Source organism: Phenylobacterium sp. (assembly GCF_037189685.1).
Classification (GTDB): domain Bacteria; phylum Pseudomonadota; class Alphaproteobacteria; order Caulobacterales; family Caulobacteraceae; genus Phenylobacterium.
Map to the genome: position 1 here is coordinate 82,700 of NZ_JBBCIT010000026.1, position 22,341 is coordinate 105,040.

The following is a 22,341-nucleotide window of genomic DNA, read 5'->3' on the forward strand; positions in this document are numbered from 1 at the left end:
CGGCGCCGCTCAGGCGCCGACACCCACGCCGATCGGGCACGCGACCCCCGTGCCGCCGATCCCGCAGTAGCCGTTGGGGTTCTTGGCCAGGTACTGCTGGTGGTAGTCCTCGGCGAAGTAGAACGGCGCGGCGGGCTGGATTTCGCTGGTGATGCGACCGAAGCCCCGTTTGGACAGCTCAGCCTGATAGGCGTCGCGCGACGCCACGGCGGCGGCGGCCTGTTCGTCGCTCGTCGTGTAGACACCCGAGCGGTACTGGGTGCCGATGTCGTTACCCTGGCGCATGCCCTGGGTCGGGTCGTGGTTTTCCCAGAACACCTTCAGCAGGTCGGCGAAGCTGACCACCTGCGGATCGAACACCACCAGCACCGACTCGGTGTGGCCGGTGCGGCCGGAACAGACTTCCTCGTAGGTGGCGTTGGGCGTCAGCCCCTGCTGATAGCCCACCGCCGTCACGTACACGCCGGGGATCTGCCAGAAGATGCGCTCCACCCCCCAGAAGCAGCCCATGGCGAAATAGGCGGTCTCCAGCCCTTCGGGATATGGCGCCTTCAGCGGACGTCCGTTGACGAAGTGGGTATCGGCGGTGGGGATGGCCTGGGTCCGGCCCGGCAGGGCGGTCTCGGGGGTCGGCAGGTCGAGCGACTTCCTGGCGAAGAACATCGGGCGTCTCCGGAATTGCGGGTCACGCCACAGATAGTCGCGCCGGCCCCGCGTTTTCAGGGTCGCGATCCTAGAACCTGTCGAGCCCGGAGGGAATCGCCCGATCCGACACAGGCTCGAGCCGGGACGAACCGCCGCTTGCCCGGCCCGCCCACCTGACGGTATATGCCCGCCTTCCGCCGGGGTCCGCCCCTGCGGGCGTGGAGAGGTGGCCGAGTGGTTGAAGGCGCACGCCTGGAACGCGTGTATAGGTGAAAGCCTATCGAGGGTTCGAATCCCTCTCTCTCCGCCACTGAATTCCCTGAAAATCGGCTCTCCCGGCGTCTCCGCGCACAACCCACGGAAGACGCGCGCCTATTCCCCCCGAAACCGTCCCGACGGAGCCTGACGGAGCCCCGGAAACGGGCCGAAATGCCCCTCTTTCGCGCCGCCGTCTCTGCCGGCCTGGGAGACGGTGCGATTTCCCTGTTCGCCGGGAAAGATCAGGGATGATTCGCAAAATTCAGCCATCGCCGACGGAGTCGCGAGCGCGCAAGCGGCTGAACGCACGACGAATTCTCGGAGCGAACCGGAAAAATCGCTGCCCTGGAACAGGGAATTTGCGGCGCGATAGCAGGGAAACACTCGTCCGAAGCGATGAACGCGACGTCCGCCAGCCACCGACGTGATTGACAGACATCGCCGGGCCGCCTCTCATCATCGCTGTGGCAGTCCCCGTCAGGGGCATTCACGAACCTCGTCGTATCCCGCGGCGGGGTGTGTGTTTGCACCTGAGAGGACACCATGACCCCCGAAAATCCGGCTGCGGCTTCTGCGCTCGAGCAGCTGCTTCCCAATGAGTTCACGCCGAAGGTCGAGCTGCGAAGCGTTGCAGAACTCCGGCCGCTCGGACGCAAGGCGCGGCGTCATTCCCCCGAGCAGATCGGCAAGGTCCGCGGGAGCATCAAGCAGTTTGGCTTCCTCAACCCCATTCTCATCGATGAGAGCGGAGCGGTGCTGGCCGGCCTGGCCCGGCTAGAGGCGGCCAAGCGGCTCGGCATGCGGCTCGCGCCGGTGATCGTGGCCTCGCACATGACCGCGGCCGAGAAGCGAGCCTACGTGCTTGCCGAAAACAAGCTGGCCGAACTCGCCGAATGGGATCGCGAGATCCTCGGGGAGGAGCTTCGCGAATTGGCGGCGCTGGACCTGGATTTCGATCTCGAGATCATCGGTTTCACGGGCGTCGAAATCGACGCCCTCACCGATCTGAGGCTGGACGACGGCGCCGACGACGAACCGGCGGTTCCGATCCAGGCCGTGACCCAACGCGGCGACCTCTTCCAGCTCGGCGACCATCGCGTCTACTGCGGGGACGCCACCGATCCCCTCGCGCACGCCGCTCTGATGTCGGGCGAGAAGGCCAGGACCGCCGTCCTGGATGGGCCGTACAACGTGCCTATCAAGGGTCACGTCACCAGCAACCCCGACCATCGCGAGTTCGAGATGAGCGTCGGCGAGATGGACGACGCCCAGTTCACGGGTTTCCTCGCCACCACCCTGCGGAATGTGGCGACGCACATGATCGATGGCGGCCTGATCTACTTCTGCACGGACTGGCGCCATGCCTTCCACACGCTCACAGCTCAGCGTGAAGCCGGCCTGAGCCAAGTCAACCTCTGCGTCTGGGTGAAGCCGGGCGGCGGGGCCAAGGAAGCTTCTACCGATCGCGCCATGAACTCGTGTTCGTCTTCAAGGCGGGTTCGGAGCCGCATCTGAACCGGGTGCAGTTGGGCAAGCACGGCCGCAACCGGACCAATGTGTAGGAGTATCCGGGGGTCAGCGGCCTCAACCGCGAGAGCCGCGCTCAGCACGCGGCGCATCCCACCCCGAAGAATGTCGACATGGTGCAGGACGCGCTGCTCGACAGCTCGGAGAAGGGCGACATCGTGGTGGATGTGTTCGGTGGCGGCGGGACCACGCTCATCGCCGCGGAACGCAGCGGGCGCCGCGCGCGCCTGATGGAGATCGATCCTCGCTACGTCGATGTCATCGTCGAGCGCTGGCAGGGGTTCACGGGCCGGCAGGCCACGCTCGTCGGGAACGATCTGACCTTCAGTCAGCTGCGCGCCCAGCGCGCCGCAGCCGCCTCGCAACCGCCGGGAATCGCGTCGCCGCCCGCGTCCGCGTTCGTCGTCGCTCGGCTCGCCAGGACTCGCAGCCATGACCAGAGTCCGCGTGAGACCGACGCCCGCCGACGTCGAAGAGCCCAGCTACGAGGTCGGCTACGGCAAGCCGCCTCGGTTCAAACCCAAGCAATCGGGCAACGCGAAGGGCCGGCCCAAGGGCGCGCGCAACGTCACCGATACGGTCATGCGCCACCTCGATGGCGCAATGACCGTTCGCCAGGCCGGCAAGCCCAGACGCATGACCCGGCGGGAGGTCCTGGTCCAGAAGCTCTACGAGCGGGCCTTGGGTGGAGACAACCGGGCCGCCGCCCTCCTCCTCACCTACGACCAGTCCAACCGCGCGGCCGTTCCGGATGGTGCCTCGGGTCTGGGAGGGCTCACCGACGAACAGGCGACGGCGATCCTCGATAGCTTCGTCGCCGCGCGTCTCGCGGAGAGCGGATCATGACGGCGCCGCGTCCAACCCCGCAGGTGCTGCGGGCCGCGCTGCAGGCGGACTTTCACGCCTTCATCCGGCCGGCGTTCGACACCCTCAATCCGGGCCAGGCCTTCCAGCCCAATTGGCACATCGAGGCGATCGCGCACGCGCTGAGCGAGGTTGGACGCGGCGACATCAACCCTCTGCTCATCACCATACCGCCCCGCTATCTGAAATCGATCTGCGGGTCGGTGGCCTTCCCGGCGTGGATGATGGGCCGGGACCCCACGCTTCGTTTCCTCGTCGCAAGCTACAGCGCCGAGCTGGCGACAAAGCATGCGCGCGACTTCCGCACGGTCGTCGAGAGCGGGTGGTTCCGAACGTTCTTTCCGAACTTCGGACGGCTGAAGCGTGTGGCCGACGCCGAGATCACCACCGCGCAGAACGGGTCCCGAAGATCGGTTTCCCTCGGCGGTTCGGTCACGGGCTTCGGCGCCGACATCCTGATCATCGACGACCTCATGAAGGCGGCCGATGCGAGCTCGCCGGTCGAACGTCAGCGCGTGAGGGACTTCTACGATCAGACGCTCTTCTCACGCCTCGACGACAAACAGGATGGCTGCATCATCGCCATCCAGCAGCGGCTCCACGAAGACGACCTCGCGGGCTACCTCCTCGAAAAGGGCGGAAACTGGGTCCACCTGAACCTGCCGGCCATCGCTGAGGAAGACGAGCAGATTCCCCTCGGCCCTCGACGCCGACACGTCCGAAAGCGTGGAGACGCGCTGTTTCCCAGCCGGGAGCCGATCGGCACGCTGGAGTCCATCCGGCTGGAGATCGGCGCGCCCGCGTTCTCGGCGCAGTACCAGCAGAACCCGGTCTCCCTCGACAGCGCCCATGTCCGCTGGGAGCGGATCCAGACCTACGAAGAGCCCTACCATCGCGTGGCCTATACGCAGGTGGTGCAGAGCTGGGACACCGCCATGCACGGCGGGCCGAACTCGGATTTCTCCGTCTGCACCACCTGGGGATATGCGGAGGGTGCGTGGTGGCTATTGGACCTTGTGCGCGTCCGGCTCGACTATCCGGACCTCAAGGCGCGCGTACTCGCTGAAGCGCATCGATGGCGGGCGGACATCATCCTGGTCGAGCACGCCGGCACGGGAATTCCGCTCCTCTATGACCTGATGGCGATCGTCCGATCTCCACCGCTCGCCCTGCGCGGCCGGACCTGGATGCCGCGCGCCTACCAGCCGAGGACGGACAAGCTCACACGTCTCGCCGCCCAGGTCGCCAAGCTGGAGGAAGGCCGAGCGCGCTTTCCATCCTCCGCGCCCTGGCTGCTGGAGCTCAAGCGCGAGTTGCTTGGCTTTCCGCAGGCCAAGTATGACGATCAGGTGGACAGCGTGAGCCAGTTTCTCGAGATGTTCGGAAACTCTGAACCGCACACGGGCCGCCCCTACGTTCGACGGCGTCAGTCCATGAGAGCCGCGGACTGAGCCGCCCAATCCAGGGCGACGCCGCGCTCCATGAGTCGCTGGAGCGTCAGCCACGGCGGCGTCCGGCCATCAAGGATAGCTTTCTTCAGCGAGGGCCTGAGGAACGCCAGCCGGAGGACCCGCTGGGCGTAGGACACCTGCACGCCTTCCGCGGACGCAATGTCCTGCAGCATCCGCACCTCGCCGCTCAGCAGGTCCCGCTTCCAGGTCTCCGCTCGGACCAGGGCTCGTAGCAGGGTGCGATCCACTTTCGTGTGCTGCACGGCGGGCGACCCGTCGGGCCGCGTCATCTGCTTGGTTCCGCCCCGCCGCTGCAGGACCGTTTGCACGTCGACGAAGACGGTGTCGCCATCCACCGCCACGCTGTCGCCCGTGCTTAGGGAACTGTGGGTCTGGAGAAAGTCGATCCACCCTCTGTGGAGAGCATCGCGCCGCAGGGTGGCAGTGCAGAACGACAGCGAGCCTTCGAAGCCAACCGACCGTCAGCTGCCGCTTTCCCAGCTCCAGGTGACTGATCTGCTGATTGGTGGGGCCCACAGCTTTCGCAAGCTGGTCCAGGGTCAAGCCGCGCGCTTCCCGGAGTTCGCGAAGGTGATTGCGGAGGGGCTCAGCCATTGTCCGGATGAATCGGGCTCGCGCCAGTCTAGGTGTTGTCGGCCCACGCCGGACACTAAGCGTCGGTTGAAATCGGATGCTTGCCCCGCGTTACAGGCGTGGCTCCAGCCGCATGCACTGCCGACAGTGGGGGCGTTCGTGGGCAGCCACGCCGGCCGCACACGACGAGCATGCCCCAGGCGAATAGCGAGCGCCGAGAAGGAATTGGACGCCTGGAGGGCTTGAAGCTGAGGCTGGGGTCCATGGCCGCTTCCGATCGGGCAGCGGGAGTAAACGAGGTTTGTCTGTTGGTACGCCAGTGTGGGCCCTATGCGATCAGAAGCTGAGCCCCTCTCATGGATACAAGGCCTGGAGAACTACCTACGTGCCGACGGTCTGCTTGACCTTCGGGTCTCCGGCGTGGAGTTGATGATCGATGGACACGCTGGTCTGACGTACGGCTTCAAGGCCTGCGCGTCCGACGGGAGCCTGACGCCCTACGTGCTCAAGCTCGGGCCCGCGGGCGTGCGCCGAAGCGGCAGCACCGACATCTTCCGGCAAGCGCAGTTGCTTCGGACCTTGCGGGAGGCGGGCTACCCTGCGCCGTACGTGCCTTGGGCATGCGCGGCAGACGCGCCGCTCGGCGCGCCATTCATCGTCATGGAGCGCCTTCCCGGCCGGACATTCATCATCTGGGAGCCATCGCCCGCGCTCGTACGCGAGGCGGCCGAGTTGCCTCGAATGTGGATCGATACTGCGCGTGCGATGGGCCAACTCCATCGTCTTCCTTGGCGCAAGCATCTCGAAGACTGGGAGGCGCCTACTACGCTTACCGCGGAGCTGGAGCGCTGGTCGGCTCTACTTCACCATACAGATGAGCCCGCGTGGCTCGATCTGGCGGGAACGCTCCACACCGCATTACGCCGAGACATCCCCTCGTCGTGCGAAGTCGGCGTTGTTCATGGGGATTTCCAGCCCGGAAACGTGCTCTTCGAGCATGGCCGTCTGACGGGGGTGATCGATTGGGACCTAGCGGGGATCGGCCCTCAGGGGCTCGACGTGGGCTGGCTTCTGTTAATGGCGGACCGAGAGAGCTGGGCCGAGGGCTGGAAGCCCGTCGCGCCGCCGCCGAGGTCCGACTTGTTGAACGCATACTGGCGGGCCGGCGGACGCCAGCGGACCGACCTCAACTGGTACCAGGCCTTCGCTTGCTTTCGGCTCGCCGCGATCAGCGGCCTCAACTTGAAGTTACATCGCAGCGGCCGGCGACGCGACGCGGTCTGGGAGAAATTCGCACCGTCCATTCGCGTGATGCTTGAACGGGGCAAGGCCTTGCTGTGATCGGGGAACAACGTTGATCGGGTTTGAGATTCCTGCGGAGGTGAAGCACCTGCGCGACCGGGTGCGCGCCTTCGTCGTCGAACGCGTTCTCGCCTACGAACAGGACCCCCGAAACGGGGTCTACATGGTTGAAGAGTCGCTGCGCACCGAGCTCGTGGCGCTGGCGCGCAGCGCCGGCTTGCTGTCACCGCACGCGCCCATCGAGTACGGCGGTCTGGGCCTCGATCATCGCGGCATGGCGGTCGTGTTCGAGGCCGCCTGTTGGTCTCCCCTCGGCGCGCTGGCGCTCAACATTCAGGCCCCGGACGAAGGCAACTTCAACCTCCTCCATCTCAAGGCCACGCCCCAGCAGAAGGCGCGGTGGTTGCCTGATCTCGCAGCAGGACGCATCCGAACGGTTTTCTCGATGACCGAGACCGCAACCGACGGGGCGGGCTCCGACCCCTCGCTTCTCCAGACCCGCGCCGATGAGGTCGACGACGGCTACGTTCTCAACGGTCGCAAGTACATGATCAGCGGGGCGGTTGGCGCCCAGTTGAACATCATCATGGCGCGCACCTTCGACCGATCCGGCTACGACCTCGGCGCCACCATGTTCCTGGCGCCGATCGAAGCGCCGGGATTCCGCGTCGAACGCATGCTTCATACGATCGATTCGAACACACCCGGCGGTCACGCCGAAGTCACCTTCAGGAATCTGCATGTGCCCCACGATCAGGTGTTGGGGGACGTGGGCCAGGGCTTTCGGAACGCCCAGGTGCGGCTGGGGCCGGCGCGACTTACCCATTGCATGCGCTGGCTCGGGCTCGCCGGCCGGTGTCATGCGATCGCGGCCGCGCATGCCGGCCGACGCCACTCATTCGGTAAGACGCTCGGCGAACACCAAGGCGTGGGCTTCATGCTGGCGGACAACGAGATCGAGCTGCATCACGCGCGCCTCGCCATCTGGCAGGCGGCGTGGTTGCTCGACCAAGGTGAGCTCGCGCGTAACGAGACCAGCATGTGCAAAGTCTTCTGCTCGGAGGTGTTCGGGCGGGTGGTAGATCGCTGCCTGCAGATCCTCGGCGCCATCGGGATCACCCACGATACGGTTGTCGAACGCATCTACCGCGACATCCGACCGTTCCGCATCTACGACGGACCGTCCGAGGTGCATCGCCATGCCCTCGCCAATCGGATTCTCGCGCGCGGCCCTTTCGCCTTCGACCTTGATGGAAGCCTGCGCGCATGACCGACCTGGTGGGACGCATAGCTGTCGTGACCGGTTGCCGCGGGGGGCTGGGAACGCAGACCTGCCGCCGACTGGCGGAGGCCGGGGCAATCGTGGTCGGCGCCGACATCGTGAAGGTGGATGACAAGTGGGCCCGCGACGTGGGCGCCTCCTACACGCAGTTGGACGTAACGCGGGAGGCAGATTGGGGGGCGCTCGCAGATCGTGTCGGCCGGCTACACGGTCGTCTCGACATCCTGGTGCACAACGCGGGGGTTGTCGCGATCAACACCATCGCCGAGACCTCGCTCGCCGAATGGAAGCGGATCATGGCGGTAAACGCGGATGGTCCCTTCCTGGGAACCCGTGCGATGCTTCCGCTGCTGCGCGACGCTGGCGCGCAGACGCCCTTCGGAGCATCCGTCGTGGTAATCTCGTCGGTGGCGGGACTTGTGGGCACGCGCTTCTGCGCAGCGTATGGGGCGTCCAAGGGAGCATCGCGTCTGTTCGCAAAGGCGGCGGCGGTTGAGTTCGCTGCGCTGAGCCACCGCATCCGCGTCAACAGCGTGCACCCGGGCGGCGTACAGACCGCGATGGTGGATCACATCTTCGAACGCTACGTGGAGGCGGGGATCTACCCCAGCGTGGAGGAAGGCCGTCGCCGGACGGGACGCGTCATGGGCGGTCTTGCGGCTCCGGACGATATCGCCAAGGCGGTGCGCTTTTTGGCGTCCGACGCGGCAGGCCACATGAACGGCGCGGAGCTTGTCATCGATGGCGGCTTCACCGCCGCATGAGGTCACGCGGGTCCTAGAAGGCCGCGCCCGATCACGCCGCGCAGTATCTCCCGCGTCCCGCCCCGCAGGCTGAAGGCCGGGGCGTTCAGGAGCGAGACGGCCACTGCGACGTGTAAGTCGTCAGCCGCATCCAGCGAAGGCTGCATGGCGACCAGCTGACGCGCCACTTCCGGGATACGTTGCTCGAATGCTGCGCCAAGATCCTTGACGATGGCGGCTTGCAGCATCGGGTTCTCGCCACGGGCCAGGAGTTCGGCGACCGACATCGACAGGCGGCGAAGGATGACAAGCTGACTGACAAGCCGTCCAACCGCCGTCACGGCCTCATCCGAGGGCTCGCGCGCCACCGACTTGGCCAGCAGGCTGAGGGTCGGGAAGGAGGAGAGGAAGCGCTCAGGTCCGCTGCGCTCGTGGGCGAGTTCTTGCAGGACCTGCGCCCATCCCCGTCCCCGCTCGCCGATGACCGCGGTCTGTGGCACGAAGACGTTCTCGAAGGTCACCTCGTTGAAATGATGGCTCCCGGTCATGTCGATGATGGGCCGGATCGTAATCCCGGGCGTGTCGGTCGGCACAAGTAGTTGGCTCAAGCCCGTGTGGCGGTCTCCCGCATCGGTGCGGCAAAGAACAATCACATAGCTGGCGTGGTGCGCGTGGGTGGTCCAGATCTTCGCGCCCGAAAGCCGAAACCCGTCCTCAACGTCGTGCGCGCGCGTGCTCACGGCGGCAAGGTCGGATCCGGCGCCGGGTTCACTCATCCCAACCGCGACACAGCATTCACCCCGCGCCATCGCCGGCAGGAGTTCCGCGCGTTGCGCCTCAGTCCCGCAGTTCAGGATCAAGGGCCCCACCTGTCGGTCGGCCATCCAGTGCGCACCTACAGGGGCGCCTGCTGCGAGCATCTCCTCGATCACGACGTAGCGCTCAAGCGCGCCCCGAGCGGCTCCGCCGTACTGGCGCGGCCAAGTCATGCCTATCCATCCTCTCGCGCCGACATCACGGCTGAACGCCTCGTCGTAGCCACTCCAGGATGTCGCGCGGTCAGCCGGCGGCCGGTCGACGAGACGCTCTTCTAGGAAGCTCCGCACTTCCTGGCGGAGAGCCGCATGGTCTGGACCAGTCCGCGCGGAGGGGAAGTTCAGGATGTCGGTCACCGCGCCACACCCAAGCCTGTGACGAAGAACCAGAGGTCCGGCCCGGCCACGGCGGCTCGCCCCACATTGAGCTGATGCTGCGCTTCGGCGCCGAATTCCTCCCGCCAAGCCCAGATGCGCCGGGTGAAGAGCTGAAGCACATGGTCTTCCGTGTAACCGAGTGCGCCTAGGATTTGATGGCTCCGCCAGGCGGCTGCCGTGGCCGCCTCGCCGGCCTGCGCCTTTGCCGCGCTGGTGAGGCTATAGTCGCTCTGTTCCAGCCCTTCCCCTACGAGACCGGCGGCGGCGCGGCACACCGCTGCGTCACCAACAAGGCTGGCCAGCGAATGCTCAACGGCCTGGAAGGCTGCAAGCGGCCGCCCGAACTGGCGCCGTTCGCTGGCGTGCGCTACCGCAACGTCGAGGATGCGTTCTGTGACTCCCGCCAGTACGGCGGTTCTCGCTGCGGCCCCCGCAGCGTCGATCCGGGCGGCGCAGGACTTGGCGAGACGGAAGTGCTCGGCGCCCAGGAAGATGTCCACCTCTCCGGTGTCGCGCGGCTCCCCGGCGAGGTTGACGCCAAGGTGCGTCCACGTGATCCGCCTAGCGTCAAGCCGGACGATGTGCTCTCCCTCCGGACCGCAGGCCACGCCGACGACGGAGCTTGCGTAGCGCCCGTGAGGTACGCGCCCGACACCCCCCCGCAAACGCCAACCTGGTCCTTCCAGAGAGAGCCGAAGATGACTCTCTCGGGTCGGCGCAACCGTCAGAGGCGCCTCGGAAGGCGCAGACATTCCGTGGGCTTCGAGCAAGGCGTGAGCGATCATCGCTTCCGCCAACGGCGTCGGGCAGCCGAAATAGCCCGCCAACCGGAGCACTTCGAAGCCACCGGCCAGGGAACCCAAGCCCCCCCTCGCCTCAGGCAGCAGGAGACTCGGTAGACCCATGTCGACCACCGCCCGCCACAGCGCTTTGCGCCATTCGGCCCGGCTCGCCGCGCGCACCGCCTCGACATCGAAGATGTCGCGAAACAGCCGGCTGGCAGCGTCGCCCAGGACGGCTTCCTCAATGGGCGATTTCGTCAATGCCTGTGCCCCCTTGCTCCGAACAGGCAGCAGCCAGGCTGCGTCCCGTTCGGAGCCGCTATGCGGTCTTTTCGTACAGTGTCACGACGCACGCGCCCCCAAGGCCGAGGTTGTGCTGTAGGGCGTTACGCACGCCATCGACCTGGCGGGGACCCGCGCTGCCTCGAAGCTGGTGGGTAAGCTCGAAGCACTGGGCGAGACCGGTTGCCCCGAGGGGGTGGCCCTTTGAGAGGAGCCCGCCCGACGGATTGGTCACAAAGCGACCGCCGTACGTGTTGTCACCGTCTGCAATGAACTTTGAGGCGCCGCCTTCAGGGCACAGACCCAGGCCCTCGTAGGTGACCACTTCGTTGTGGGCGAAGCAGTCGTGCAGCTCAACGACCTTGATCTCGTCTGGGCCGACCCCGGTGGCCTCGTAGACGGCCTGTGCGGCACGGCGGGTCATGTCGGCGCCGACGAGGTGGATCATGTCCGCGGAGTCGAAAGTGTTGGGAAGGTCCGTGGTCATGGCCTGGCCCGCGATGCGAACGCCTGGTGCGAGGCCATGACGGCGCGCGAAGTCGGCGGAGACCAAAAGCGCAGCGGCCGCCCCGCAGGTGGGGGGACAGGCCATCGTCTTGGTCATCACACCGGGCCACATCACCGGCGAAGCCAGGACCTCCTCCTCCGTCATCACGTTGCGGAAGACCGAAAGGGGATTGTTGGCGGCATGGCGGCTGGCCTTGGCCCGAACCCTGGCGAAGTCGTTCAGCGTGGTTCCGTACTTGCGCATGTGCGCTTGGCCCGCCCCGCCGAAGTAGCGCAAGGCTAGGGGCAGCTCGATGTTCACCAGAGCGTCGCACGCACTGTCGAACTCCAGGAAAGGGCTCACCCGATCAGTGAAGGCGTCTGCGATCGCGCCCGGATTCATCTGCTCAAAGCCCACGGCGAGCGCGCACTCGACGGCGCCGCTCTCAACGGCCTGACGCGCGAGGAAGAGCGCCGTGGAGCCGGTCGAGCAGTTGTTGTTGACGTTGATCACCGGGATGCCGGTCATCCCAGCCTTGTAGATCGTACGCTGGCCCGCGCAGCTGGCGCCGTACACGTAGCCGGCGTAGGCCTGCTCCACCGTGTCGTACGATACCCCGGCGTCGGCGAGCGCCAACCCGATAGCCTGCGCGCCCATGTCGTCGTAAGCGGCGCTTTGTCCAGGCTTCCTGAAAGGGATCATGCCGACCCCCGCCACCAGCACCTCGCGCTTGTCGTTGGCCATGGCAGATCTCCTTTGAATAATCGATGTCGCCGTCACGCCAAGACGCCCCGACGCCGGAGCTCAGCCAGCCGGTGAGCGTCGTAACCGAGGTCGGACAGGATTGGCGCGACTTCGGCCAGGCCGGTGCGCATGGATGCCGGATCCTGGGAGGGCGTACTCGAAAAGCGCGGCCTCGGCGCCGGCTGCAGGTCACCGTCAACGGAGACGAAGGCGCGGCGCGCCACGTTGTGAGGGTGATGAGGCGCCTCATCGAGGGACATGACCGGCGCGAAGCACACATCGGTGGCCTCGAGCAGTTCGCACCACTCCGCGCGGCTGCGCGTCCGGAACAGCGCGGCGAGCCGAGACTTCAGGCGCGGCCAGCGGACCTGGTCGTTCTGCAAGCGGAACTCCTCGTCGGAGGCCAGCTCGAGCTTTTGGAGCAGCAGCGCGTAGAACTGCGGCTCGACGGGTCCGATCGAGATGAACCCGCCATCAGCTGTCTCGTAGGCGTCGTAGAAGTGGCACCCGGAGTCCAAAAGGTTTGCGCCGCGCTCATCGCGCCAAAGCCCTTGTGCGCGGAGCGAGTAGATCATCGCCATCAGAACAGCGCTGCCCTCGGTCATCGCGCAATCGACCACCTGACCGCGGCCGGTGGCGCGAGCGTTCAGGATGGCCGAGACGATCCCGAAGGCTAGCATGAGACCCCCGCCGCCGAAGTCGCCAACCAGGTTCATCGGCGGCGTCGGTGGCTGACCCGCACGTCCCGTGGCGTGCAGCGCCCCTGATAGCGCGATGTAGTTGATGTCGTGACCCGCCGCGTGGGCGTACGGGCCGGTTTGCCCCCAGCCTGTCATGCGCCCATAGACAAGGCGCGGATTGGCCTCAAGGAGGATCTCGGGGCCTAGTCCGAGGCGCTCCATCACGCCTGGCCGAAAGCCCTCGAAGACAGCATCGGCGCCGCGGCAAAGCGCGCGCACGACGCCAATCCCTTCGGTCGCCTTGAGATCAACGGCGAAACTCTTGCGCGATCGGTTCAGGAAATCCCTGTCCGCAGCTGCGACCAGCCCCTTGGCGCCGATGCGGTCGATACGAATGACCTCAGCGCCATGGTCAGCAAGCATCATCCCGCAAAACGGCCCAGGACCGATGCCCGCGAATTCGATGATTCGCACACCCGACAGCGGACCACTCATACCGGCCTCTTCGGCCGTCGACCGTAGCGATCAGAGCGCACGGCCGATCACCTCACGCATGATCTCGGACGTGCCGCCGTAGATCCGTTGAACGCGCGCGTCGCGCCAGAGGCGGGCGATGGCGTACTCGTTCATGTAGCCCGCGCCGCCGTGCAGTTGCAGGCCCGCATCGACGACCTGCCACTGGGTCTCTGTGTGCCAGTACTTGGCGGCGGAGGCCTCCTGGGGAGTGAGCTTGCCCTCGACGTGGCGCAAGAGCGCCCAGTCGACATGCGCCCAGCCGATCTGCAGCTTCGCCTTCAGATCCGCCAGAGTGAACCGGGTGTTCTGGAACTCCAGGATCGCCTGTCCGAAGGCGCGGCGATCTCGCGCGTAGGCGACCGTCTCATCGAATGCGCGTTGCGCAGCCGCCTGTGCGCCGATGGCGATCGACAGCCGCTCCTGGGAGAGCTGCCCCATGAGATAGCCGAAACCCGCGTTCTCGGCGCCGAGGAGGTTCGTCACCGGAACGCGCACGTCCTCGAAGAACAACTCCGAAGTATCGGCCATCCAGTTGCCGATCTTGTCGAGGTTCCGCCCGCGCTTGAAGCCGGACCGCTCCGCCTCGACGAGAATCAGGGACGTCCCCTTGGCGCCCTTGGTGGGATCGGTCTTGGCCACAACGATCACCAAGTCACACGATTGGCCGTTGGTGATGAAGGTCTTGGCGCCGTTGATGACGTACTCGTCGCCTTCGCGTCGCGCGGTCGTACGCACGCCCTGCAGGTCGGACCCGGCGCCGGGCTCAGTCATGGCGATCGCACTCACCACGTCCCCGGCGATCATCGCCGGCAGATAGCGCCGCTTCTGATCCTCGCTGCCGTAATGGACGATGTAGTCGACGGTGATGTCGGACTGCAGCGTCATCCCGGTCAGCTGCCCATGGTAACCCATCTCCTCGTCGACGATGGCGTTGTAGCGGAAGTCGAGCCCTAGGCCGCCGTAGGCTTCAGAGACGGTAGGACAGAGAATTCCGGCCTCGCCACAGGCCTGCCAGAAGCTGCGGTCCATGATCCCATCGCGCTCCCAGCGCGGCAGGTTTGGAACGAATTCGCGGTCGAGGAAGCGTCGGACGCTGTCGCGGAATTGTTCGTGGTCGGCGGTGTAGGCGACACGCCCTACGGTGTTCAGCATCCTCGACCCCGGTCACCCTTTCGTGGGCACGTTCCACCGAGTTTCTGGGGCCCCACCACGCTTAAGTCCAATTCATTGCGCGCGCTTCACATGCCTGGTAGGCATAGTGTATGCTGGACCCGCGCCTGAACCACGTCGTCGCTGTCTCCCGCGGTGGCTCGTTCACCGCCGCAGCGGAAATCGTCGGCGTCACTCAGTCTGCAATCACGAAGAGTGTCGCGGACCTTGAGCGGCAGGTCGGCTACTCGATCTTCCATCGAACCTCGCGCGGCGCTCTGCTCACCGAGCAGGGACGCGATTTCGTGGAGCGCGTCGCGCGCCTGCTCGACGATGCCGGGGAGTTGCTGCAAAGGCAACGCGGTGTGGAGGATGTGTACGCGGGCACGCTTCGTATCGGCGTTTGCCCGGCCTCCCTGGAGTGGCGATTGGCTGCTCCGCTGGAACGGCTGTTGGCGCGCCATCCGAGTATCCGCTTGGAGGTCATCGGGGCGACGTTCGAACGGATGGTCCAGCAGTTGCGCACCGGCGGTGTCGACGTTGCGCTTGGCTTTGACGCCGCGTTCGCGGTGTGGTCGGACCTGAAGCGAACGCAGCTCGCGCCGAACAATGCCACTGTGTTCGTACGGCGCGGCCATCCCATCCTTGATCGTCCGACGATCTCCGTAGCCGACCTTGCCGACTTCGACTTCATCAGCCCGTCGGACTCGCGCCCCTACGGCGAAGTCATTCGCAGCATCTACGAAGATCAGGGCGTGGAGTGGCAACGCCGCGTACACGTCGTGGACTACTTCCCCATCGTGCACAGGATCGTGGCCAAATCCGATGCGATCGGCGTCGTAGCCATTGCTCATGGACATGCGCCAGCCTTCCAAGAGAGGTTCGCAACGCTGGACGCGCTCGACCTCTTCCCCAAAGCGGGGCTCTGCTGCGCAATCCGCGCGGCCTGGGAACCGAAGCCGGCTGTGCGGGCATTTATCTCGGCCTGTGTCGAAGCGATGCCCCAATAACTTCATGGAATAATTCGCCCCCAGAATGAATTGGACGCCACTCGCCACCCTAACCAAGGTTGGCAGGCCGTCCGCCTCGGCCGGTGCTGGAGTAAGGTCGCCCGTCAGTCACCGCACGGCAGGGAGGTGCGGCGATTCACACTCCCGTAGTGAAGCAAACCATCGGCTTGCCGCGGCGTTCGCCCGGCTTACGCGGTCGATGCGCCGGTGAAAGTGACGACGTGAGCGAGACAGCGATTGGGGTCAATCCAAAGGGAATCTTCGACCGCCACACCAAAGGGCGGGTGCTGGCAAGCGTCGCCGTCGAAGTCGAGCGGGGCCGTATTCAGTTCTTCTCACAGGTTCTGGGCGTGAAGGATCCGATCCATTTCGACGTGGCTTCCGCCCGCGCCGCAGGTCACTCCGACATCGTCGCACCGCCCTCGTTCTTCACGGTGATCGACGCCACGGTCAACGAAGAGCGAGCTCGTCGGGGCGAGCCTTCTGCCGCCAGCCTCGTGAAGGTCGACTACCGCTACCTCCTGCATGGCGACGAGACCTACGAGTACTTTGGTCCGATCTTCGCCGGCGATGAGGTCTCGCTGACCACAACGGTTGCGGACTTCTACGACAAGAAGGGCGGAGAGATGGAGTTCGTCACCCTGATATCGGAGCTGCGCCACGCCGAGCGTGGCGTCCTAGTGCGCGCCACCCGCAACCTCCTCCACCGCCTCCCTTAGCGAGATCGCCATGACCCCTGCTCATTTGACGGCCGCTCAGGTCGGCGACGTGCTGCCCGAGATCGAGTTTGGCCCCATCACACGGGGCATGCTGGCCCTCTACGCCGGCGCCTCCGGCGACCACAACCTCATCCACATCGACCTCGACATGGCCAAGGCCTCCGGCATGCCGGATGTCTTTGCCCAAGGAATGCTGTCTTTCGGGGTGCTGGCTCGGGTGCCGACCGAATGGGCCGGCGCCGAGCGGCTCAAAGCTTTCGGCGCGCGCTTCGTCTCCATGACGCAGGTGCACGACCTCATCACCTGCCGTGGCGAGATCATCGAAGTGTTCGAAGTGGCGGGCACGCGAGATGCAAAGATCGCACTCACCGCGATGGCCCAAGATGGCCGCAAGACCTTAGCGGGCGAGGCGATCGTCCAGCTCAGCTAGCTCAGCCTCCCCCAAAGCATCTAGGAGAAAGCCATGAGTCTTCGATTTGACGGTCGCGTGGTGATCGTCACTGGCGCGGGCCAGGGGCTTGGCCGCTCGCACGCTCGCGAATTTGCGCGCCGCGGGGCAAAAGTCGTCGTCAACGACCTTGGCGGGACGCCGAGCGGCCGCGGCGCAGATGGATCCGTCGCCCAAGATGTTGTCGACCTGATCCGGGCAGAAGGTGGCGAGGCCGTGGCCAACACCGACAGCGTCGAGCACGGCGACAAGCTTGTCGCCTGCGCCATGGACACCTACGGCCGGATCGACGTGGTGGTGAACAATGCGGGGATCCTACGCGACGCATCATTCGCCAAGATGACCGACGACGACTGGGACCTGATCCTAAGGGTCCATCTCACCGGCAGCATGTGCGTGACGCGCGCAGCCTGGCCGCACATGCGCGCCGCGGGCTATGGACGGGTGCTCATGACCACCTCGGTGGCGGGCATCTATGGCAACTTCGGTCAAGCCAACTACAGCGCCGCCAAGCTGGGCCTCTTCGGCCTGGCCCAGACTTTGGCCATCGAGGGCTCGAGCAAGAACATCCTCGTCAACACGGTGGGTCCCACTGCGGGCTCCCGCCTCACAGAGACCGCGCTGCCGAAGGAGGTCACCGAGGCCCTGAAGCCCGAGTACGTCACGCCCGCCGTGGTGTTGCTCTGCCACGAAAGCTCTCATGCCACCGGGCGATTGTTCGAAGTCGGCGGAGGTTGGGTCAGCGAGACGCGATGGGAACAGACTGAGGGCGTCTTCTTCCAGGATGACTTCACCGCCGACGATCTCCAGGGACGTTGGGCGGAGGCAACGTCCTTCGCCACCTCCCGCCACGCCAGGACGGTCGCCGAGTCCAAGTCCGGCATCAAGGAACGCGTGGGCATCGAGATGGCCCTAGCCCCACAGAAATAGCGGCGCGCGCTGCTCAACTCGGGCCCGCGGTCCAGCAGCGCACGCGGGCCGCCTTGGAAGCCGCTATGCGGTGGGCCCAGGCGCGGATCCTCCTACGGCCTTCTGAGCTTCCAGACGCGCACGCAAAGCGGGCGGGAGCCGCGTGACATCGATCAGATAGTTGTGGACCAGCATGTTCTGCAGATGACCGATCTGGTGGAGCGCGAAGGCATAGTCCATCGCTAGCTTACGCCCCATCACGTCCTGAGCGTGATTGATCTGCTCCTTCACGAGCTTGAGCGTGAACCGGTTCTTCTCGGCAATCCGCTCGGCGAGGTCCAAAGTGAAAGCTGGCAGGTCCGCGCGGGCGACCACGTGATTCACCATGCCGCGACGCTCGGCCTCGGCCGCGGTCAGCCAGTCCGATGTGAACAGCCACTCCTTGGCCTTGCGCACACCCATTTCGAAGGGATGCTGGAAGAATTCGACACCCGGCACCCCCATGTCGCCCGCGGTGTTGTCGCGGAATCGCGCGTCGTCCGCGCAAATGATCAGGTCGCAGGCCCAGACCAGCATCACGCCGCCCGCGATGACCGAACCCTGGACCTCAGCGATCGTCGGCTTCGGCGCATTGCGCCACCGCTCCGTCAGCTCGAGATAGACTTCCTTCTCACGCGCATACTGACCTTCCCAACCCGGACCACCAAGCTGCCCCCACAGCCCCAGCGTCTGGGCGACGTCCGGCATCCAGGGCTCGCTGCCGCTAAGGTCGTGACCAGCGCTGAAGTGCTCACCTGCGGCGGCGAGTATGACGACGTGAACCTCGTCATCATGGCTCGCAGTGCGGAACGCTCGGTCCAATTCATAGAGAAGCGTCGTTCCTTGCGCGTTGCGCCTTTCGGGCCGGTTAAGGACGATCCGCGCAACACGCGGCGCCGGCCGCTGATAAAGCAGCTGCGTGAACGCCGCCTGATCGTGGGGGCTCATACCCGTCACTCCTCTTCACCTTGGCTCCGACGGATCTCAACGACGCACGTTCGGACGCCGCGACCGGACTCAAGCTCCCCGGAACTTCGCCGGACGCTTTTCCAGGAAGGCGCGCACCCCCTCCGCCATATCGTCGGTCTGTCCCGCTTCGCGCTGCGCGAGCCGTTCCGCCGCCAAGACGTCGCTCCACACGCCGTCGGCGGCGCGCCACGAGAGCTTTCGCACGAGCCCCAGAACCTTCGTCGGCCCGGCCGCGAGACCGTCGGCCAAGGCCAGCGCGACCGCCTGAAGCTCCGCGTCCGGCACGACACGATTGATCAGGCCCCAGTCGAGAGCTTGCGCCGCGGCAATGCGTTCGCCCAGTAGCATCATCTCCATCGCTCGCACCCGGCCGATCGCGCGGGTCAACAGCCAGGTGGATCCGCCATCCGGAACCAAGCCGATCCGTGTGAAGGCTTGGAGGAAGTAGGCGCTCTCCGCGGCGACGATCAGATCCGCGCCCAGGGCGATGGAGCAGCCGACGCCCACGGCGGGACCGTTCACGGCTGAGATCCAGGGGATAGGCAAGGCCGAGAGCTTGGTCATTAGGGGATTGATATGGCTGTCGAGCAATGCACCGGCATCACGCCCCGCCCCCGCGTCAGCGACCACGCCGCCCATGTCCGTCAGGTCGGCGCCCGCGCAGAACGCGCGGCCGTTTGCCGTAAGCACGAGAGCTCGCGAACGTGGGGTCAACTGGTCGATCGCAGCGTCCATCTCCTCAGCCATCTCACCCGAGATTGCGTTGAGGCTCTCCGGGACGTTGAGGCGGATCACGCCAACGTCACCACGCTGCTCGATTTCGATCTTGTCGAAGGGCATCTCGAACTCCAGAGGGGTTTCCGCCTCAGCTGACGCGTCGGTCGTGCCCGGACCAGTACTGTTCGCGCAGTTCGCGTTTGAGGATCTTGCCCGAGGCATTGCGCGGCAGCGCCGACAGGAATTCGTAGCGGCGAGGGACCTTGAAGCCGCCCAGGTGGTCGCGGCAGAAGACATCCAGTTGGTCTTGCGTGACGGCTGCATCCGGCTTCGCCACGATGACGGCCATGACCATTTCGCCCCAGCGGGCGTCCGGAACTCCAATCACGGCCGCTTCGGCGACGGCGGGGTGCTTGTAAAGCACGCCTTCGACCTCGGCCGGGTAGACGTTCTCCGCCCCGCTGACGATCATGTCTTTGATGCGATCACGGATAAACAGATAGCCCTCCGCGTCGAGGTAGCCCGCATCGCCGGTGTGGAGCCATCCGCCCCGCAGCGCCTCGGTCGTCGCCTCGGGCATGTTCCAGTAGCCGGACATCAGGATCTCTCCGCGTACGATCAGTTCCCCGGTGACGCCGGCTGGCAAGGGCTCATCGTCCGGCCCGACAATCTGGATTTCGCATCCGGGAAGCGCACGGCCGGCGGAGAGCAGCAGGTCAGGGCGGCCGGCCACGGCCCTGCGGTGATCGGCTTCACTCAAGTTCGTGCACCCGCCGGCGAGCTCCGTCATGCCGAAGCCTTGGTAGATATGGCAGTCGAAGACTTCGAGAGCGCGCCGGAGCACCGGTTCTGCGATCGGCGACGCGCCATACCCCAGAGCCTTCAGGTGGGGGAATCGCATGCGGTCGAGCCCTGGCACGCCGACCAGCAGAAACTGGATGACAGCGGGAACGAAGATCGCGAGCACGATCTCGTCCTCGGCGAGCGCCCGGGCGATCGCCGTCGGATCAACGTCACGATGGATCACCAGGCAGGCTCCGCTGCAGGCCGCGCCAAGCGCGGTGACCATCGCCGCCACATGGAAGAGCGGCAGGACCAGCAGAGCGCGTTCGCCCGGACTGAGCTTGTGCGGCGCCGCCAGGTTGCTCTGAATGAGATTGCTCACGATTGCGCGCTGGCTGATCAACGCGCCCTTCGCGCGGCCCGTGGTCCCGCTGGTGTACATCTGGAACGCGATGTCGGCCGAGCTGACCGTCACGGCGGGCGGCGTGGCAGCTACCGCCGTCAGGGCATCCTCCAATGGCGTCCACCCCCGAGCCCGACCTGTCGCGCATAGACGCTTCAGACCCGCCGACACAGGGATCGTGTCAAACGCCTCTGCAAACTCCGGGTCCGCGATGATCAGCGTTGCCCCGGCGTCCACCATAAGGTCCACCCACTCCCGTGGCGCCAGTCGGTAGTTCAGCGGGACCGGCACGGCACCCACACGGGAGGCCGCAAGCAGGATCAGCAGGAAGTCGGGAGCGTTGCGCATTAGCACGCCGAACCGCCCGCCTTCACCCACGCCGGCGGCGTGAAGTGCGGCGCTCATCCGTTCGGAACGGGTCTTCGCCTGGCCGTAGGAGAGACGCTGCCCGTCGCAGATCGCGAAGTCGCTGTCGGGTCGGCTGAGCCCGTGGAAGTCGAAGGGTTCGTGCAGCAACATGAGTCCTCGGCAAGTCGATTCAGGTAACTCGGGCGGCCGAGCAACCAGCCGGGCGGACGCGAACCGAGTCCCGCACCGAGAGCGTCTCGGCCGCAGCCGCACACCTTTGCGCGGGTATGGCGCCCAAGGCCGCTCTGCGGGCGTCCTAGCCACAAGGTGTGGGGCGGCCGCCCAGGCGTCCAATTCCTAATTCAGACCACCGATGAGCATGGCTCATAGCGTGCGTGGACAAGAAGCGGCCGAACCCATGCCGTCAATTCATGCTTTGGACGTAGAATGAATTGGACGCAGCCCCTGGGTCTGACACTTTGACGCGCGGGGCGTCCCCTTCGGGCGCTTCCTCCCTGATGCGGCCCTCGCACGGTCGCAATGACTGCCGCCCGAAAGGTCAGCTTTCGGGCGGCGCTTTGTCGCCGGATAGAAGTTTCAGCCCGGAGATCGGCCCGCGCTCGACGCCCGGGCCAGCTGAGATCGAAGAGCGGCTGCAGAGGCCGCTCAGGATCATCTGGCCATACGGAGGACCGACCTGGCCAAGTGGTGCCGCGATACGAAGCGGGTGGCGAGCGCCATGATCCGGTTTGAATGGCCAGCAACGATGCTGGACTTGCCGGCGAACATTGCTTCGAGGCCAATCTTCGCGACCGCAGCGGGCGGAAGGACATTCTCATAGGCCGACTTCGGCGCTTGGTAGCCTGAGGCGCTTGCGAATCCGGTGTCCATCAGGCCGGGAGATAGCACTGTGACCCCGACTTCGCCGCCCAGCTCGACATTGAGCGCTTCGCCCAGCGACAGGACGTAAGCCTTGGACGCGCCGTAGGTCGCGAGCATCGGCGTCGGCAGGTAGGCCGCCATGCTCGCGACCAGTAGGATGTGGCCTCTTCTGTTCGCGCTCATCTGGCGACCGAATGCATGGGCCAGTTCGGTCAGCGACACGATGTTGAGCTGCAGCATCGCGGCCAGGCGATCGGGCTCTTGATCCACAAAGCGATCACTGATGCCGAAGGCAGCGTTGTTGATGAGGATGTCTGGCGCGATTGCGCGTGCGTCCAACCGCCGCTTCAGCTCTGCCGCACTGCCCGGCCGTCCCAGGTCGATCGGCTGGACTTCGACATTCACGCCATGTCGGGCTCGAAGCTCGGCCGCCAGCGTCTCCATCGGCTCGGCGCTGCGCGCGGTCAGGACGACATCGGTTCCCTGCGCGGCGAGCTGGCGAGCGAGTTCCATGCCAAGTCCACTCGAAGCCCCCGTGACCAGCGACCAACAAGCATCTGAACTCGGCATTTCACGCTCCTGATGATTGAGAACATCGCGCGCGGTGCGGCCGCG

21 protein-coding genes, 1 tRNA gene and 1 pseudogene are annotated in these 22,341 nt (G+C 65.8%); 11 read left to right on the plus strand and 12 right to left on the minus strand.

Going from position 1 to position 22,341, the window contains the following annotated elements; translation table 11 throughout:
• Positions 1 to 9: 9 nt before the first annotated feature.
• The gene (gene msrA, locus WG212_RS14955) at positions 10 to 663 is read right to left on the minus strand and encodes a peptide-methionine (S)-S-oxide reductase MsrA (RefSeq protein ID WP_337187908.1); all 654 of its coding nucleotides are present in this window, start codon (positions 661 to 663) and stop codon (positions 10 to 12) included.
• 202 nt (positions 664 to 865) lie between these two features.
• On the opposite strand from msrA, the gene WG212_RS14960 reads away from it, so the two are divergent.
• From WG212_RS14960 to terL, 4 genes are all read left to right on the plus strand, one after another.
• A tRNA-Ser gene (locus WG212_RS14960) sits at positions 866 to 955 on the plus strand.
• A 491-nt stretch (positions 956 to 1,446) separates the two neighbouring features.
• On the plus strand, positions 1,447 to 2,418 hold the full coding sequence (locus WG212_RS14965; protein WP_337187909.1) for a ParB/Srx family N-terminal domain-containing protein: 972 nt from the start codon (positions 1,447 to 1,449) through the stop codon (positions 2,416 to 2,418).
• 444 nt (positions 2,419 to 2,862) lie between these two features.
• Positions 2,863 to 3,276, plus strand: a complete 414-nt coding sequence (locus WG212_RS14970) for a DUF5681 domain-containing protein (RefSeq protein WP_337187910.1) — start codon at positions 2,863 to 2,865, stop codon at positions 3,274 to 3,276.
• The gene (gene terL / locus WG212_RS14975) at positions 3,273 to 4,745 is read left to right on the plus strand and encodes a phage terminase large subunit (RefSeq protein ID WP_337187911.1); all 1,473 of its coding nucleotides are present in this window, start codon (positions 3,273 to 3,275) and stop codon (positions 4,743 to 4,745) included. The genes WG212_RS14970 and terL overlap by 4 nt, the downstream gene beginning before the upstream one ends.
• Here terL and WG212_RS14980 read toward each other — a convergent pair.
• The gene (locus tag WG212_RS14980; RefSeq protein WP_337187961.1) at positions 4,721 to 5,107 is read right to left on the minus strand and encodes a hypothetical protein; all 387 of its coding nucleotides are present in this window, start codon (positions 5,105 to 5,107) and stop codon (positions 4,721 to 4,723) included. The genes terL and WG212_RS14980 overlap by 25 nt on opposite strands.
• A 79-nt stretch (positions 5,108 to 5,186) precedes the next feature.
• Positions 5,187 to 5,360: pseudogene (locus WG212_RS14985) on the minus strand (helix-turn-helix transcriptional regulator); the annotation flags it as partial.
• Between the two features lie 408 nt (positions 5,361 to 5,768).
• Here WG212_RS14985 and WG212_RS14990 point away from each other — a divergent pair.
• The 3 genes from WG212_RS14990 to WG212_RS15000 are packed head-to-tail and all read left to right on the plus strand — an operon-like array spanning position 5,769 to position 8,687.
• Positions 5,769 to 6,680, plus strand: a complete 912-nt coding sequence (locus tag WG212_RS14990; protein ID WP_337187912.1) for a phosphotransferase family protein — start codon at positions 5,769 to 5,771, stop codon at positions 6,678 to 6,680.
• Positions 6,681 to 6,693: 13 nt separating this feature from the next.
• Positions 6,694 to 7,911, plus strand: coding sequence for an acyl-CoA dehydrogenase family protein (locus WG212_RS14995; RefSeq protein ID WP_337187913.1), 1,218 nt, complete (start codon positions 6,694 to 6,696; stop codon positions 7,909 to 7,911).
• Complete coding sequence (locus WG212_RS15000) at positions 7,908 to 8,687, plus strand: SDR family oxidoreductase (RefSeq protein WP_337187914.1); 780 nt, start codon at positions 7,908 to 7,910, stop codon at positions 8,685 to 8,687. The genes WG212_RS14995 and WG212_RS15000 overlap by 4 nt, the downstream gene beginning before the upstream one ends.
• Before the next feature lie 2 nt (positions 8,688 to 8,689).
• Here WG212_RS15000 and WG212_RS15005 read toward each other — a convergent pair whose 3' ends face one another.
• The 5 genes from WG212_RS15005 to WG212_RS15025 are packed head-to-tail and all read right to left on the minus strand — an operon-like array spanning position 8,690 to position 14,502.
• Complete coding sequence (locus tag WG212_RS15005) at positions 8,690 to 9,838, minus strand: acyl-CoA dehydrogenase family protein (protein ID WP_337187915.1); 1,149 nt, start codon at positions 9,836 to 9,838, stop codon at positions 8,690 to 8,692.
• On the minus strand, positions 9,835 to 10,902 hold the full coding sequence (locus WG212_RS15010; protein WP_337187916.1) for an acyl-CoA dehydrogenase family protein: 1,068 nt from the start codon (positions 10,900 to 10,902) through the stop codon (positions 9,835 to 9,837). Before WG212_RS15010 ends, WG212_RS15005 begins: the two co-directional genes overlap by 4 nt.
• 58 nt (positions 10,903 to 10,960) lie before the next feature.
• Entirely contained in the window at positions 10,961 to 12,154 is a 1,194-nt protein-coding gene (locus tag WG212_RS15015; RefSeq protein WP_337187917.1) for a lipid-transfer protein, read from the minus strand.
• A 32-nt stretch (positions 12,155 to 12,186) separates the two neighbouring features.
• Positions 12,187 to 13,329 (minus strand): CaiB/BaiF CoA-transferase family protein, encoded by a 1,143-nt coding sequence (locus tag WG212_RS15020; protein ID WP_337187918.1) that lies wholly within the window; start codon positions 13,327 to 13,329, stop codon positions 12,187 to 12,189.
• 30 nt (positions 13,330 to 13,359) lie between these two features.
• The gene (locus tag WG212_RS15025; protein ID WP_337187919.1) at positions 13,360 to 14,502 is read right to left on the minus strand and encodes an acyl-CoA dehydrogenase family protein; all 1,143 of its coding nucleotides are present in this window, start codon (positions 14,500 to 14,502) and stop codon (positions 13,360 to 13,362) included.
• A 110-nt stretch (positions 14,503 to 14,612) separates the two neighbouring features.
• Here WG212_RS15025 and WG212_RS15030 point away from each other — a divergent pair, with 110 nt between their 5' ends.
• The 4 genes from WG212_RS15030 (at position 14,613) to WG212_RS15045 (ending at position 17,606) form a co-directional block, all read left to right on the plus strand.
• The gene (locus tag WG212_RS15030) at positions 14,613 to 15,509 is read left to right on the plus strand and encodes a LysR family transcriptional regulator (protein ID WP_337187920.1); all 897 of its coding nucleotides are present in this window, start codon (positions 14,613 to 14,615) and stop codon (positions 15,507 to 15,509) included.
• A gap of 221 nt (positions 15,510 to 15,730) precedes the next feature.
• Complete coding sequence (locus tag WG212_RS15035) at positions 15,731 to 16,228, plus strand: MaoC family dehydratase N-terminal domain-containing protein (protein ID WP_337187921.1); 498 nt, start codon at positions 15,731 to 15,733, stop codon at positions 16,226 to 16,228.
• Positions 16,229 to 16,238: 10 nt separating this feature from the next.
• Positions 16,239 to 16,658, plus strand: a complete 420-nt coding sequence (locus WG212_RS15040; protein ID WP_337187922.1) for a MaoC/PaaZ C-terminal domain-containing protein — start codon at positions 16,239 to 16,241, stop codon at positions 16,656 to 16,658.
• 33 nt (positions 16,659 to 16,691) lie between these two features.
• Positions 16,692 to 17,606: an SDR family oxidoreductase gene (locus WG212_RS15045; protein ID WP_337187923.1), complete on the plus strand. Its 915-nt coding sequence runs from the start codon at positions 16,692 to 16,694 to the stop codon at positions 17,604 to 17,606.
• A 63-nt stretch (positions 17,607 to 17,669) separates the two neighbouring features.
• On the opposite strand, the gene WG212_RS15050 is transcribed toward WG212_RS15045, so the two are convergent.
• The 4 genes from WG212_RS15050 to WG212_RS15065 all read right to left on the minus strand — a co-directional run bounded on the left by WG212_RS15050 (position 17,670) and on the right by WG212_RS15065 (position 22,296).
• Positions 17,670 to 18,572 (minus strand): enoyl-CoA hydratase, encoded by a 903-nt coding sequence (locus tag WG212_RS15050; RefSeq protein WP_337187924.1) that lies wholly within the window; start codon positions 18,570 to 18,572, stop codon positions 17,670 to 17,672.
• Between the two features lie 69 nt (positions 18,573 to 18,641).
• The gene (locus WG212_RS15055) at positions 18,642 to 19,433 is read right to left on the minus strand and encodes an enoyl-CoA hydratase-related protein (protein ID WP_337187925.1); all 792 of its coding nucleotides are present in this window, start codon (positions 19,431 to 19,433) and stop codon (positions 18,642 to 18,644) included.
• Positions 19,434 to 19,458: 25 nt separating this feature from the next.
• Positions 19,459 to 21,015 (minus strand): long-chain-fatty-acid--CoA ligase, encoded by a 1,557-nt coding sequence (locus tag WG212_RS15060; RefSeq protein ID WP_337187926.1) that lies wholly within the window; start codon positions 21,013 to 21,015, stop codon positions 19,459 to 19,461.
• Between the two features lie 501 nt (positions 21,016 to 21,516).
• Complete coding sequence (locus WG212_RS15065; RefSeq protein ID WP_337187927.1) at positions 21,517 to 22,296, minus strand: SDR family oxidoreductase; 780 nt, start codon at positions 22,294 to 22,296, stop codon at positions 21,517 to 21,519.
• Positions 22,297 to 22,341 lie beyond the last annotated feature (45 nt).